The organism is Paenibacillus curdlanolyticus YK9 (genome assembly GCF_000179615.1).
GTDB classification, from domain to species: Bacteria; Bacillota; Bacilli; order Paenibacillales; family Paenibacillaceae; genus Paenibacillus_T; species Paenibacillus_T curdlanolyticus.
Genome location: NZ_AEDD01000002.1, coordinates 342,489 through 356,879 on the forward strand (window position 1 = coordinate 342,489; position 14,391 = coordinate 356,879).

Genomic DNA, 14,391 nt, shown 5'->3' on the forward strand with positions numbered 1-14,391 from the left:
TAGGAAGGATATAATATAATAACAAATAGAGAGAGTAGTTTGTGCAGCTGTTCATGAAAGGAGCTCAAATCATTTGTTGAACATCAGGGCCTATTTTAGATTTGTCAAGCCCTATTGGCATCTTGTCCTACTGACTGTCATGATTGGCGTTATTAAATTTGCTATCCCATTATCGTTGCCGTTAATACTAAAATATGCAGTGGACGACGTGCTGTTAGCGCATCAGCCGGATGAACAGAAAATGAAACAACTGCTTACCATCATCGGCGGCGCTTCGATCCTGTTTGTTGTCGTACGTTATCCGATTGAGTACTTCCGTCAGTACTTCGCTCAACTGATCACTTCCCGAACGTTATTCGATATTCGCAATCGACTTTACACCCATGCGCAGCGCTTATCGTTAAGTTACTATCATAATCACAAATCAGGCGAGATTATTTCTCGTATCATGAACGATGTTGAACAAACGAAAAGCCTTGTAGAGACAGGGATGATGAATATATGGCTTGATCTCATCACGCTTTCCATTGCACTCGGTATCATGAGTTATATGGATTCATCTTTAACGCTGGTTGCCATCGCAATTCTTCCGTTCTATGCGATCGCCGTTAAACTGCTCTATAAACGGCTGCGATTGCTTACCAAAGCAAGATCGCAGTCTCTGGCTGAGATGCAGGGATACCTTTATGAACGAATTAATGGGATCCCTGTCATTAAAAGCTTCACGCTGGAACAACATGAGCAGCGTAAGTTTGGTCTTAAAAATGAGCAATTCCTGCAACGGGCCGTTGCCCAAACGAAATGGAATGCGCTTACGAACGCAATCATTAACACGCTAACCGATATTGCACCGTTAATGGTCATAGCCTATGGCGGATATCAGGTTATCCAAGGTCACCTAACGGTCGGGGCATTCGTGGCGTTCTTCGGGTACTTGGAGCGATTATATAATCCTCTTCGCCGAATCGTTAATTCATCGACGGAACTCACGCAAGCAAGCGCCTCATTGGAACGTGTGCTTGAGTTTATGAAGGAACCCTATGATATCGATGACGCTCCTCATGCGAAGTCACTTGGAGAAATACAAGGGCGGATTCGATTCCAAGATGTCTGGTTCAAATATGCGGAGGAGTCCGACTGGGTGCTGAAAGGCATTAATCTAGATATCCGACCTGGCGAAACGATCGCGTTCGTCGGGATGAGCGGGGGAGGGAAGTCATCCATCGTCGGCTTAATACCGCGCTTGTTCGATATCCAACAAGGAACGGTTACGTTCGATGACGAGGACGTTCGCCAAGTAACGCAGCAGAGCTTACGCAGTCAGATCGGAATCGTGCTGCAAGATAACATTCTATTTAGCGGTACGATTCGCGACAATATTTTGCTTGGGCGTCCCGACGCTACGGATGAGGAAGTACAAGAGGCGGCAAAGGCTGCGAATGCCCATGATTTTATTGAGGATCTGCCGCAGGGATACCATACGCAAATTGGCGAAAAAGGCGTTAAGCTTTCCGGCGGACAGAAGCAGCGAGTCGCCATCGCGCGCGTATTCCTCAAAAATCCAAGGGTCATTATTTTGGATGAAGCGACTTCCGCGCTTGATCTGGAATCCGAACATCTTGTGCAGGAATCACTCGAGCAGTTGGCTCGCCAGCGTACGACAATCATCATCGCCCATCGTTTGTCAACGATTACGCATGCAGATAAGATCTACCTGATCGATCATGGCGAGATCAAAGAAATGGGCACGCATCAAGAGCTCATGAGACAAGATGGTGCATATGCACGGCTGTTTAACATTCAACATGTCGGAGACTTGGTATAAATGCATCAACAAAAGCAGCCGATCATCTCGATCGGCTGCTTTTTTGCCTATTTGCAATCGAAACACGTGTAAGATGTTCACGCTTTCCACGCCGTAATGACAATACTGCCCATCACAGTAGAAAAGCTGCTCATCAGACGTTCATTTTTCATCATCATGGCAACTGCATCCGGTTTCGCGAATAGTTCGTGATCGATAACCCGTAAAGGATCGTTATCGTTGGCCGGTTGTTTTATCTGCATGAAAGGAGACGCGGAGTAATGATCAAACCTTGATTTGCTTAGCAGCTCCAGCCACTCTGGAACGGTTCGCATATGTTGAAGTCCGTAAAACGCCTGGAGCTTTTTCTTTTGCGCCGCGGTTAATTTCACAGCAAATGCCAGCTCGCGATCGTATAGGACTCCTTTTGGCTTCAGCACTCGCCAGTATTCGCGTATCGCGGTGCTTCCTTGGGTAAAAGCCGTAACCGACTCCGTAAAAACGGCATCAAACGTCTCATCCGGAAAAGGTAAGGAGCTGGCATCCGCTTGAACGATGCGGACGGGAAGCCCGCTCAGCTTCGCACGATGGGTCGCTTTTTGAATCATATCCTTGTTTCGGTCTATGGCTGTCACGTCGCAGCCCAAACTGGCTAAATAACACGCAGTCCGGCCTGTTCCGCATCCTGCCTCCAGCACTTTGGCACCGCGCGGAAAGCCGATTTGCCCGATTAATGCTGTAGTCGCTTGAAAACCGCCTGGATGCGCACTTCCTTCGCCGAGCCGGGCTAACAATGTGTGGTAATCCATTGCCTTTTCACCTCATCCTGTTCCTCTCCCGATATCCTATGCATAACTGTCGCCGTGACTACACCCATTCATTACCGCTCTTTTTTTAAAAATAGAAGACAATCGTACAATCTTTATAGCAGATAGTTTCATAGTCTAGGATAAACAAGCTGCAGGTTAGGAGGAATGAAGGTATGCAGGAAGTTTATCCGATTTCCCATAATACGGTCTATCCGTACATCGGACGGAGAGTGAGTGCCGTTACGCATGACGGAAGACATGTTATCGGAACGATAAAGGGAGTAGCAGACGGTCAGTTAATACTGGAGGATTGTACGTTAGACAACAAGCCTGTATCGATGTCTTCTACCAAACAAACGCGCTCTATGCATAAAGCAAGATTGTCCAGTTATTATGACGGTTATGGCGGTTACGGTGGAGGCTGTGGCGGTTGCGGCGGTTTCTTTTTTCCATTTGCCCTTATTGCTTCGCTGTTCATTTTGCCGTTCTTCTGTATTTGATTGCCGTTGACACGACTTCTAATTGAAGAGAGGTAACTACGGTGGCATCCAGAAAAGCTCCTAAAAAAAGAAAACCTGAGGGCGTAATTGCAGCCAAAGACGCATACCGATGTATCGGGCAGCCCGTTTGCGTGTTGTTGAATGACGGGAACTGTTATATCGGGAAGGTTCAAGCCATTGATAACCATCAGCTGATCTTATCCGAAACCAGAAGTTGCGGAAGAGTGAAACCGTCTAATCGTTCCAAAACGCCGGAAGCCCAAATATCGGGACTGCTCAGTTCCATGATCGGGGGATTCGGTGCGCTCCAGTCATTTGGTTCAATGGCAAGCCTATTTAAGCCGATGTTATCCGGACCATCAGGGTTTACAGGAGCGGGAGTTCAAAAACAAGAGGATTCGAAAGGACCTTCAGGGCCTACAGGTGGAGGGCAGCAGAGCGGGTTTTCTGGATCTTTTAAACAAATGCTTCCGACCTTCCAATTTGGACTTAATGTGGTGAAGTCGATTATGCCTCTAATGGGCATGTTCAAAATTTAATGCCGTTTTGTGCAGCCTGCCAGGAATACCTGGTGGGCTGTTTTTTTGCAGAACTTCTTTAGGAATTGATTTATTGTTTATCGGGAAGAAATATACGGTAACGCCGGCAGACATCAAACTCATTCATAAGAGAGGCGACGGGAATGCCAACAGACATTAAACTTGATGAAGGCGACGGAAACCATGTCGTTATCGAGGGAGCGGTCGTGAAGACTACAGCATCAGACTTTATCCTCGATGCTCCCTCCAGGCGCAGATTCGGGGGAATTCGCCGAGCAATGGTCCATGATGGAGGCGACGGTCTCACAATCAATTTCAATGGCGATTATCCGGGCGGAGTGACGGTAGGCGGCGACATGTTGGTTACAGGAGAGATCCGCTGGAATTCAGCAAGCGGAAACGTGAGAAACCTGACGGAGGTTGTCGATAGAATCCAGAATAGCATCAGAAATTCGGACCCGGGACGCATAGAGCGCCTCGAGATCGGACTGGCCAGCATGGCGAAGCTTCTTAACGCGGAGGCCGTGCCGCCGTGGAGGGCGTACGAGGAAGTCGAAGGGCATGGTTATCAAAATCCAGGCGATCATTATCCATCTGCCGGAACACTCGGATTTATAGTCGAATATCGTGTGTTCCAAGGCGTTCCCGACGGCTATTATCACCATGACGTGCTCCATATTATCCCGCCGCCAGGCACCCTTCTGAGCAGAGGAAGCACCGTGGTCGTCGAGTATTGCTCGGCGGGATGGGAATAAGGCGTAGTTGCAGATAGGGGTATACCATGTCAATCTCCTTGAAACGATTGGCCAGCCACTTACAACAGGATGGCAAGAGTTTGCGAAAAATGCTAGGTCGCCCGGCTGGCCCAGTAAAGCTGGAAGTTCGCCAGGCGCCGTTTTCAGTCATGACACACAACATGGCACTGCTTGTTCCTCCCGCTCCTTATCTAGGTACCGATCGCGACGGGGCGATTGCCGAGATAGTGGCTCGGATCAGAGCGCTAGCACCGGATGTTGTGGGCCTCTGCGAGGTGTTTGCTAATGGGGAACGCAAAAGGATCCGTGACGCGCTCAGCGATTTGTATCCACACTTCCGCGAGGGGCCGGACGAGGGCGATTTGGAGTCCGACGGCGGACTCCTCTTGCTAAGCAGGCATCCTCTATTGGCCGCCGACGCGATGATATTTCGCGCTTGCGATGGCTGGGACTGTTTCGCAAACAAAGGCGTGATCCACATCCGAGTTCAGCCCGCTTCTTGGCCGATACCGCTCGACATTTTCTATTCCCATATGCAGAACATCGAGACCGACAACGGTGTCGGCACGCTTTACGCTCAACTTACCACGATGAACAATTTTATCGTGACGCGTCGGGATCCAGCCGGATCCCAAATCATCATGGGTGACCTCAACATTCCCGGAGAGAATCAACAGCACTACGCGCAGCTGTATGACCGGCTGAGGCTGGTCGATTGCTGGTTCTTGGCTGATAATCAGGCCACTAGCGGACCCACGTTGGTCATAGAGAACAATTTCTACGCCAATCCCGACGACCGTCCATCGAGCAATCATCGCCTAGACTATGTGTTGATGCGGGGCGGCATACGACTGGTTCCCATTCTGGCCGATATCGAGGTACTTAAATTCCAGCACAACGGCAGGTTCATATCGGACCACTTTGGAGTGCGTGCTTCATTTGACAAGATTGCAATTATCACTTTCTGATGCTTCAAAATGGAACAAGCCCCTCTTAAGCAGGAGCTTAAGAGGGGCTTGTCTATTCTTATGCCTTAAAATACTAAAGCATAGTTGGCGCCATTGTTGTTATCCCAATAGGTTACGCCATTAACCGTGTAGGAAATGGCGAATTTAATAGGTTGTCCCGTGGCAGAAAAGCTGAAATTCCACGTCTCGAACGCATTGCCTGAATTGGCTACAAAGCTGTCATAAGTTGCGCTCGCCGATTGGGTTGTGGCCCAGTTGTCATAGGAATAAACGATCGTAACGGTTTTTGTCGGAGCGAGGTTCTTCAGATAGATTTTGCCGCCAACATAGAGACCGGAACGATTGGAGAAGTAGGAGGATTCATACAGCTTCAGTGCTGCTTTGCTCAGAATTCTGTCAGGCGCGGAAGCTCCGCCTACCTTGTAGTTGCTGCCATTATTATTGTCCCAGTAAGTCTGGCCGTTGACTACATATTTAATAGCAAATTCGAAGGTCGTAGCGAGCGGGGCATCTATATTAAAATCCCAAGCCTCATGTCCGCTGGCAAGAGTGGCCGTATAGGAAGCGGATTGCTCCTGCCATATACCGTTGCCTGTCGTGTACACAACCTTCACTTGCTTGGTTGGCGACAAATTCGTCACATCCACGCTGCCTGATAGACGGGAAAGATTATTGGGAGTTCCTTGTATGGTTTTCGTATGTGCATACGACAGCTGGACGTTAGGGTCATAAGCATTGGCAACACCACTGAATGATGCGCTAAATCCAAAACTTAGCAACAAGGCAAAAGCAATAAATAAGGTTCCTATTTTTTTTACAGCTTGCATTTCTCATCACTCCTATTTTTTTATAGTCTATAAAACGCGTCAGTCCATCCTCTCCAGCACAATACAATAAGGCACTTCTTTTGCCACCTATCCCTCCTTTGAACGCCAACAACCCCGGGTCTCCAATGGAGTCCCGGGGTTGTTCAAAACCGTGAAGGTTTCAAAGCATTTCCCTCAAATTATAATCCAAGTTAGTCTGCAACAAGTTGTGTCTTAATTATAGGATCATTTCCCAAAAGAAGTCAATTGCGACTAAAGAACTAAATTCCGACATTTTCTCTAGGGATAGCATCGACAGACTAAGAGCAGCTCGGACATGCGGAATTCTCGATACCAAATGTAAATAATTTGTTCACATAACTTTGAACGTTTTTTCAGAAATTATTTAGGTGTGAAGCGCTCGATAGATGTTCATTCTTTTGTCCAAAGGAGTGTTAACATGACTACTGCTGTAGCCACCCGACCAATCATAAAAAGAGGTTCAAAGGGCGAAGAAGTTACCAGAATTCAAACCTTACTTAATAAGGCAGGATTCCCACCAGGGACAGTTGATTCAGATTTTGGCTCGAATACAGAGGAAGCTGTAAGGAATTTTCAAAAAGCCAATCATCTAGAGGTGGATGGAGTAGTCGGAAAGGACACATGGGCATTGTTACTGAAATATGCAGGGGGACCTGATAGTGACGCGTCCACAAGGAGAGTCTATACGGTTCAAAAAGGTGATACCTTCTGGTCAATTGGATTAAAATTTGATGTCAGCGACGTTGCAATTCAAAAAGCAAATCCGCATCTAATCCCAACCAATCTTCAAGTCGGAACCCAGGTAGTTATACCTAATGCAGGGGGATCTGACAATGACACTCCCACAAGGAGAGTCTACACGGTTCAAAAAGGTGATACTTTCTGGTCAATTGGATTAAAATTTGGTGTCAGCGACGTTGCAATTCAAGAAGCAAATCCACATCTAATCCCAACCAATCTTCAAGTCGGAACTCAGGTCATGATTCCCGATGTAGGGGGATCTGATCATCATACACCACCAAGCGGTGATCATACGGTATATGCTAAACCTTGTAGTCGCCATGGTGATTTGACCGATGCTCAAATGAAAGCGAACGTTCTATATATTAATCAATACATGACTGCCAATGGTTGGACTAAACATGCCATTGCGGGATTGCTTGGAAATATGGAACAAGAAAGCGGCTTTAATCCCGGCGTCTGGCAGTTCAATCAAAAAACAAGTGGTGGATATGGTTTAGTCCAATGGACACCTGCTAGAGATAAAATCCTGAGGTGGATGGGTAATCTTAGTGCCGAACAAGCTGACCATATGGCCCGAAATGATCCTAAAAAACTCATGGACAAACAATTGGAGTATTTGCTAATCGAATTAAAAGAAACAAGACTTGATAAGCGCGAATGGATACCAACAACGAATTACAATTCCCCATATGTAATGACTCCTGAGGAGTACATTCATTCTGACAAAAACGTAGGTGATTTGGCGTTGGTGTTCCATGGATCGTTCGAAAGATCACGTGACTCATGGACGTTTAAACAAGCAAGGATTAATAATGCTAAAAAATGGTATAATTTCTTAGTATAATCTCCCGAGGCCATTCCAAAGTACTTATTTGGGTTATTTTATTGATGAAAAACACAACGGAAAAGGCTATGCAACGGCGACGGCGGCTGTCCAATAGGTGTGAAAAGCCATTAATAAAATAGGACTGCATCGCGTTGAAGCTGGAGTTATGCCGAAAAACCTACCATCTGCCAACTTACCAAAGTTGCCCGCATAAAATGCGGGCTTTTTTATTTACAGCTCAAGTTCCATTCTAATCTTGAATGCTGCTCTTGACTTGGAGCGTACTCCAAGTTATATAGTGATCGTAAGTCAAGTAACTATCACTTTTAGGGGGCGTAATGATGAGCACATCAAAAATCGTTTTGATCACTGGCGGAAACAAAGGTATTGGTCTTGAGACAGCTAGGCAATTGGGCAAACTAGGATTCACAATATTGCTCGGTTCAAGAGATGAGGCAAGAGGACAGGAAGCGACGGCTACCCTAACGGCTGAGAACATCCATGCAAAGGCCATTACCCTGGACATAACAGACTTGGATACCATACAATCCGCAGTAACACAAATTGATGATCAGTATGGAGCACTTGATGTTCTCATTAATAACGCTGGCGTGTGCTTTGAAGGAGATCTCCCTCCGAGTCAACTGGAATTAAGTGTTCTAAGGAATACTTATGAGACAAATGTTTTCGGCAGTTTTTCTGTCACGAAGGCAATGCTTCCTTTGATTAATAAATCGCATGCTGGCAGAATTGTAAACCTTTCAAGCGGCTTGGCTTCCTTGACCGAGTATAATCTCCCGGAAACGGATGCCGAAAAATACGGAATAAATTTGCTCGCCTACATGAGTTCGAAAACAGCCGTCAATGCACAAACCGTCTTGTTTGCCAAAGAATTAAAAGATACGCCGATCAAGATAAATTCAGCTGATCCAGGGTATACAGCTACAGATTTGAATGGGCATACGGGTTATCGAACCGTTGAGCAGGGCGCTTCCATTGTCGTGAAACTCGCCACCCTTCCGAGCCATGGTCCCAGCGGCGGATTCTTTGATGAAAACGGAGTGATACCGTGGTAATACGTCAGGAGGTGCGGCAAAGTGGGCGACATTCCCGTAACTGTAAGCTCAATTAAACAGGCGGCTGAATTCACGGGTCTGTCAGAAGATACGATCCGCTATTACGAGAAAATCGGCTTACTTCCGTATGCCGACCGCAAGGCAAGCGGGCACAGAACGTATAGTAAACATCAATTGCAAGGCATGATTTTTTTAACAAGACTCAAAGCAACCGGGATGACACTGGAAGAAATGAAGCGATTCCGTATGCTTTACGAAAAGGGTGAAGCCTCACTCCCTGAGAGAGTCTCCATTCTAATGGAACACAAGAACAGAATTCAGAACGAAATTGACAGATTACTGGAGACACAAAAGATGATTGATTACAAAATTGACAATTATAAAGAGGTCCTTGTAAATCCGGATTTAAACAATAAATGGAAATCTCCATATGCCGATTGAGCGCTTTTCTTATTGAACTCACGCGTTATGAACCCGGCCCACTCTGAGAGTGAGCCGGGTTTTCATGTTCCTATTTCGATTTCAAATGTTCAAGCACATCCCTTGGATCCGTCCGATGCGTATGATCGGTGTTTACATAGGCGTAAGTAACAACTCTTTCTTGGCTGACTACAAACGTGGCCGGAACCGGCAAGCGCCATGCTTCGTCGCCGTTAAACAGCGACAATTCTATGCCAAGCTTCCGATGAACATCGATCAGTTCTTTCTGGAGGGAAAAGGTTAGCTTGTACGCATCTGCCGTAACGTTGCCCTTGTCGCTCAGCACGTGGAACTGGAGATCGTGCTTTTCTTGCATCGTGAGCGAAGCATCCGGCGTCTGGGGACTGACGGCGACTAATTGCGCGCCGGTGGCGTGTATGTCGCCGAGCGCGTGCTGGTAAGCGGCCAAGGTCAGATTGCAGTAGGGGCACCACGCCCCGCGGTAGAACACAAGGATGACAGGGCCTTTTTTTAATTCTTCGTATAGGCGAACCTCGTTTCCCGACGGATTCAGCAGTACGAAGTCCGGTGCCTTCGCTCCGATTTGCAGCCCTTCGGGCGCTAGATTCACTAAGGCGTCGGCAGCGCGGGCAAATACCTCCAAAATCTCTTGCGGCGCTGCTTTCACAAAGTCGGCCGTTACAGCCGCTAGTTGATCATTAAGCGAATTCATGTTCTTATCGACTCCTCCTCAACCAATTTGCTTATGGCTACGATGTTTTCTCGCCCGTGACCGCGTTCGACAGCTTCTTGATATCGTCTGCTTACCGCTTCGATCAGTGGAGCATTTACGCCGGCGGATCGAGCAGCCTGCAGGGCATAGTCTAGATCCTTCGCCACCAGCTCGATCGGAAACATGGGGCGGAAACTATGCTTCGCCATCAAGCTGCCAGCGGCCAGTAGGGCAGGACTCGATGTCGGCAACGTGCTAAGCAAGTCGACCATCTCGTGCGCTGGCAAGCCGTAGCGTTCGGCCAGCTGCAGCGACTCGGCTAACATCGCCACTTGCGCGCTGTACTGGGCATTGACGACCAGTTTGCAGGCGGCGGCAGACCCCATCTCCCCGGTATAGTGAATCGTTTTTGCATTGACGGACAATATGGCTTCCGCTTGTCGGAAGGTCAGCTCATCGCCGCCAACAAGACTGATCAACGTGCGGGATTCCGCCTGCGGCAGTGTTCCGAACACCGGCGACTCCAAAAACCGGTAACGCCCTTGGCTGTATGTTGCCATCTCTTTAACCCAGGCTGGGCTGAGCGTGCTGCATTCAATCGCGATGGCGCCCTGATGCATCCCCTGGGCCGCGCCGACGGTCGGGTGGAGCCAGATTTCTCTAGACGCCCTATCGTCGCGTACCATAGCGATGACGTAATCGGCGCCTTCCGCCGCAGCTTTGGGAGTCGGCACGACCTCTGCTCCTTCGTCGCGGAGAAATACTGCTTTTTCTGCAGTTCTGTTAAATACACGGACGGCGTGACCCGCTCGCATCAAATTGACGGCCATACGAGCTCCCATTGCGCCTGCGCCTAGAAATCCAATTGTGCTCAACTGATCTCCCTCCTTCGGGTAGGATTTCTTACAAGATCAAGGATATCGGATGCAGGAAATGAAATAAACGGCTGTTGTAGCAACTCATTATTGCGTATAATGCAAATATGGATACGAAAAAGATTGAAATATTCGTGGATCTCATGCATAAACGCAGCATAACGGCCGTAGCCGACGGACGGGACGTGGATGCCGCGACGATCTCCAGAGCGATTAGGAGCTTGGAGGAAGAATTGAATATTCAGTTGTTTCATCGGACGACTCGCCGAATCGAGCCGACGGAAGCGGGCTTCATATTCTATGAAAATATCGAACCCCTGCTCCACGAATTCCGGCAAGCGAAACAGATGGCCAGTGAGTTGAACCGCCAACCGCAGGGCGTGCTCCGGATTTCTTGTCCGGTCAGTTTTGCCGAGCACAACATTACGCCGTTATTGCCAGCGTTTTCGAAGCGTTATCCGGATCTGCAATATGAATTGATTCTAACGGATACGCCGCTGGATCTGGTCACGGAGCATATCGATTTGGCAATTCGAGTTGGACCGCTGCAGCTGCATGCCAACAAATCGATTGTCACCCACAAGTTGGCCGATATGGTCACGCGGGTATGCGCATCTACCGCGTTCATCCATGAGCACGGTAGGCCGAGTACGCCCGAGGAATTGGAGCATTATCCTTGCTTGCTCTTGCATTTGGGAGGGTTTCTTCGGAATCGATGGGTGTTTACGGATCCTTCAGGCCGTAAGATAGAGGTTCAATTGAAGGAACTACTGCGGACTTCCAATGCGATGGCGTTGAAGCAATGCGCCATGCAAGACATGGGGATCACGCTGCTCGCTATGTGGATAGCGGGGAAAGAGTTGAGAGAAGGGACGCTCGTCGATTTGTTTCCCGAGCATACGGTGACTTCTGCGATCGAAGAAGCGTCCGCATGGATTTTGTATCCCGCGCGGAGTCGAGTCCCCCGAAAGGTGACGGCGTTCGTGCAGTACATCCGGGAGTGCTTCGAGGACGGTTCGCCCTGGGAGAAGTAACCCCACTTATTTGCAACGGTTAAGAAAGATTGACGAAGCACATAACAACGTAAAGGCAGCCGCTCTGAACTTGAATTAATAAGTACATCGAACTGATACTCGAACTGGTCATGGCTGAACGGCCAGCCATGTAGAAACACGATCGTCTTGCTTCCTCCCGGGTTAATGTCCTCTACGTAGACCTTTCACCTGACTCTACCGTTACGTAATATCCCAATGTTGTTGCCTCCGCTAATGGAGTTGTTCATTAACAATTCGACATATCGTAGTCCTCACTGATGGATTTTGGGTGATATACCAGTTAATGAAAACTTATAGAAAGCAGGAATCTCCTTGAAAATCATTATTGACGGAACCCAACTTTCACTCGATGTCCAACCTATTAAGGAAGGGCGAAAAAAGTATCTTCCTCTTGACCACGTATTAGAGGCTATGGGATGGACATACAACCATGAAGATGGTGGCTCAATCTCACTCTCGTTCACATCATCTGGACTTAAGACAACAACTTATCTTCATGACGAATGGGAAGACGGTCTTCTTTTTATAAACGACCACATCTATATTTCTTCGAAACTGCTGGAAATAAGGACATTCGCAGAAATTGAATATACTTCCAAGACGGATACAATGACGATTACATCGTCATCGACCCCCGGTGTCGTCACTGATCCCGAGGCTATTGTCATGATCAAACATCGTATGCAGCAGAGACTTCAACGGGAGTTAGAGCCTGAGGAAGTCATAATTGAATCCGCTAATACTATGAGTGCTGAAGAAAGCGAAAGGATCAACTACGGTAAATACACACCGCCAGCAGTTTTTGAAGCCCTCTATACTTTAGACAATCAATTACAGAAGGAGGGACTATCCTTATGGGATGAACTTGGTTTTTACGGGGGCTACTATCACAGTGAGTATGGGAATACCCCTTGGGACGTTATTGCATTCGGCTGGACAGGCGGAGATGGTGTTCACTATGGATTCCTGACCGAATTTGGAGCGGTGATCGATTTGAATGAAGCACCGATCGTTAATGTGACGCCAATGGGCGGCGACGAAGCTGGAGTAGTAATCGCCAACAATATCAGGGAGTTCTTAAGTATCATTGCTATAGATAACTCTCTCGAATACTATTCATTTGAAAATGAAGAAGCTTATCTGGCCCACAAAAAACAAGAAGAGGAAAGTGAGTGGGCACTAACCGAAGAACAAAAGGCGCACCGCCGCCAAGTTATGGACAGAATGGTTGAAGCCCTGAACCTTCCAGTAATCGAAGAGGCGTACGGATATTTGGGCCGCGTAAAGGCGGAGAGGAAGAAGAAAATAGTTGTGGCTACAAATGATGGACTAGGTGTAACCAACATGCATCCAGATGACAATGGTCGTCAACACGAAACATTACTCATTGATTATTATTTGGAGGTAGAGGAACTGAAGGAATATTTGGGACGAGCAACATATGCCGGCAAACTGGCATTAATCCGAGATTTTAACGGCAAAGGCTTTTATAGCGAGGATATCGAGAAAATTATGATCGAGGAAATGATCAATCTTGGACTAAAGGATGAAATCGCTAGGAAAGATGCATCAGCCTGGTGGCAAATTGTATGACAAGAACACTATATCAGAAAGTGATTTTTTTGTCGGATGACAAGAACATTGTCCGATTGTCGATTGTTGGGTTCGCACGGTAACTGGAGCACGCTTAAAACACGGTCGACGCGTGGTCTCATCGAGAGATTACGAAATGCTTAGTTCAATAAGCCACAGATCTCGACTCACAAAACATTGGAAGCCCTGCAAAAAATGTCGGGGGGACAAAAAACTTATATCGTAGAGGTTTACAGTAAATCTTAACCAGCGCCTTTGATTTTATCGATTTCGTCCAAAGGCTCGCCGTTGAAAAATCGTTCGAATATTAGCACGCATGTCGTTTTCTATATAAGCAATTGATTATATCAGCATATGATTATATAATTGAGTGCGATTAAAAGTTGCATAGGGGGCCTATTTATGAACAAGGATTATCACGCATTAGTAGACGACCGCATCTATATGGGCGGTGCGGCAGATGTTAAGGACGCAGTCACGACAGAAAAATGTGACATCATTGTAGACCTTAGAGAAGAGGCAACGGAGTGCGCCTATTCAGAGGATCAAACCATCAAATGGATAAAGGTTGGGATTGGCGATAATGCTAAAATTCCACAAGAAGACTTGTTCCATCAGGCCATTGAACATGTAGTAAATGCTTATCGTAATGGCAAGAAAGTTATGTTTCACTGTGGAGGTGGGAAGGGCCGTACGGGGGCAGTAGCAATAGGAACTCTATTAACACTTGGGAAGGCATCTACGATTGATGAAGCCGAGAAGATGGCGCAAAAGATCCGTCCCGTGATCAATATTCGTGAACCTCAACGTGAAGCTCTGAAGAAGCTATTTACCGATAAGTAAGTT

The 14,391-nt window shown here is 47.3% G+C and carries 15 protein-coding genes and 1 pseudogene; 11 read left to right on the top strand and 5 right to left on the bottom strand.

Annotated features, from left to right (window positions below; translation table 11 throughout):
• Positions 1-73: 73 nt before the first annotated feature.
• Complete coding sequence (locus PAECUDRAFT_RS04825; RefSeq protein ID WP_006036990.1) at positions 74-1,825, top strand: ABC transporter ATP-binding protein; 1,752 nt, start codon at positions 74-76, stop codon at positions 1,823-1,825.
• A gap of 77 nt (positions 1,826-1,902) precedes the next feature.
• On the opposite strand, the gene PAECUDRAFT_RS04830 is transcribed toward PAECUDRAFT_RS04825, so the two are convergent.
• Complete coding sequence (locus PAECUDRAFT_RS04830) at positions 1,903-2,613, bottom strand: class I SAM-dependent methyltransferase (RefSeq protein WP_006036991.1); 711 nt, start codon at positions 2,611-2,613, stop codon at positions 1,903-1,905.
• 173 nt (positions 2,614-2,786) lie between these two features.
• On the opposite strand from PAECUDRAFT_RS04830, the gene PAECUDRAFT_RS04835 reads away from it, so the two are divergent.
• From PAECUDRAFT_RS04835 to PAECUDRAFT_RS04850, 4 genes are all read left to right on the top strand, one after another.
• Positions 2,787-3,113 carry an LSm family protein gene (locus tag PAECUDRAFT_RS04835; RefSeq protein ID WP_006036992.1) on the top strand — a complete coding sequence of 109 codons (327 nt, stop codon included), beginning with the start codon at positions 2,787-2,789 and terminating at the stop codon, positions 3,111-3,113.
• A 41-nt stretch (positions 3,114-3,154) separates the two neighbouring features.
• On the top strand, positions 3,155-3,652 hold the full coding sequence (locus PAECUDRAFT_RS04840) for an LSm family protein (protein ID WP_006036993.1): 498 nt from the start codon (positions 3,155-3,157) through the stop codon (positions 3,650-3,652).
• 143 nt (positions 3,653-3,795) lie between these two features.
• Positions 3,796-4,407, top strand: coding sequence for a hypothetical protein (locus PAECUDRAFT_RS04845; protein ID WP_006036994.1), 612 nt, complete (start codon positions 3,796-3,798; stop codon positions 4,405-4,407).
• 26 nt (positions 4,408-4,433) lie between these two features.
• Positions 4,434-5,375 carry an endonuclease/exonuclease/phosphatase family protein gene (locus tag PAECUDRAFT_RS04850; RefSeq protein WP_006036995.1) on the top strand — a complete coding sequence of 314 codons (942 nt, stop codon included), beginning with the start codon at positions 4,434-4,436 and terminating at the stop codon, positions 5,373-5,375.
• A 65-nt stretch (positions 5,376-5,440) separates the two neighbouring features.
• Here the strand turns inward: PAECUDRAFT_RS04850 and PAECUDRAFT_RS04855 are convergent, their stop codons facing one another.
• Positions 5,441-6,202: a phosphatase gene (locus PAECUDRAFT_RS04855; RefSeq protein WP_006036996.1), complete on the bottom strand. Its 762-nt coding sequence runs from the start codon at positions 6,200-6,202 to the stop codon at positions 5,441-5,443.
• A gap of 439 nt (positions 6,203-6,641) precedes the next feature.
• On the opposite strand from PAECUDRAFT_RS04855, the gene PAECUDRAFT_RS04860 reads away from it, so the two are divergent.
• From PAECUDRAFT_RS04860 to PAECUDRAFT_RS04870, 3 genes are all read left to right on the top strand, one after another.
• Positions 6,642-7,811 (top strand): phage tail tip lysozyme, encoded by a 1,170-nt coding sequence (locus tag PAECUDRAFT_RS04860; protein ID WP_006036997.1) that lies wholly within the window; start codon positions 6,642-6,644, stop codon positions 7,809-7,811.
• 323 nt (positions 7,812-8,134) lie between these two features.
• A complete protein-coding gene (locus PAECUDRAFT_RS04865; protein ID WP_006036998.1) occupies positions 8,135-8,869 on the top strand; it encodes an SDR family oxidoreductase in 735 nt (244 codons plus the stop codon).
• Between the two features lie 21 nt (positions 8,870-8,890).
• Positions 8,891-9,310 carry a MerR family transcriptional regulator gene (locus PAECUDRAFT_RS04870; protein ID WP_006036999.1) on the top strand — a complete coding sequence of 140 codons (420 nt, stop codon included), beginning with the start codon at positions 8,891-8,893 and terminating at the stop codon, positions 9,308-9,310.
• Positions 9,311-9,380: 70 nt separating this feature from the next.
• Here the strand turns inward: PAECUDRAFT_RS04870 and PAECUDRAFT_RS04875 are convergent, their stop codons facing one another.
• Both PAECUDRAFT_RS04875 and PAECUDRAFT_RS04880 read right to left on the bottom strand, forming a co-directional pair.
• Positions 9,381-10,022: a peroxiredoxin-like family protein gene (locus PAECUDRAFT_RS04875; RefSeq protein WP_006037000.1), complete on the bottom strand. Its 642-nt coding sequence runs from the start codon at positions 10,020-10,022 to the stop codon at positions 9,381-9,383.
• Positions 10,019-10,897 carry an NAD(P)-dependent oxidoreductase gene (locus tag PAECUDRAFT_RS04880; RefSeq protein ID WP_006037001.1) on the bottom strand — a complete coding sequence of 293 codons (879 nt, stop codon included), beginning with the start codon at positions 10,895-10,897 and terminating at the stop codon, positions 10,019-10,021. The genes PAECUDRAFT_RS04875 and PAECUDRAFT_RS04880 overlap by 4 nt, the downstream gene beginning before the upstream one ends.
• 107 nt (positions 10,898-11,004) lie before the next feature.
• Between PAECUDRAFT_RS04880 and PAECUDRAFT_RS04885 the strand changes: the two genes are divergently transcribed.
• Complete coding sequence (locus tag PAECUDRAFT_RS04885; protein WP_006037002.1) at positions 11,005-11,931, top strand: LysR family transcriptional regulator; 927 nt, start codon at positions 11,005-11,007, stop codon at positions 11,929-11,931.
• Between the two features lie 80 nt (positions 11,932-12,011).
• Here PAECUDRAFT_RS04885 and PAECUDRAFT_RS26285 read toward each other — a convergent pair.
• Positions 12,012-12,148, bottom strand: a pseudogene (locus tag PAECUDRAFT_RS26285) (alpha/beta fold hydrolase); the annotation flags it as partial.
• 116 nt (positions 12,149-12,264) lie between these two features.
• Here PAECUDRAFT_RS26285 and PAECUDRAFT_RS04890 point away from each other — a divergent pair.
• Both PAECUDRAFT_RS04890 and PAECUDRAFT_RS04895 read left to right on the top strand, forming a co-directional pair.
• On the top strand, positions 12,265-13,545 hold the full coding sequence (locus tag PAECUDRAFT_RS04890) for a hypothetical protein (RefSeq protein WP_006037003.1): 1,281 nt from the start codon (positions 12,265-12,267) through the stop codon (positions 13,543-13,545).
• A gap of 402 nt (positions 13,546-13,947) precedes the next feature.
• Complete coding sequence (locus PAECUDRAFT_RS04895) at positions 13,948-14,388, top strand: protein-tyrosine phosphatase family protein (RefSeq protein WP_006037004.1); 441 nt, start codon at positions 13,948-13,950, stop codon at positions 14,386-14,388.
• Positions 14,389-14,391: the final 3 nt, after the last annotated feature.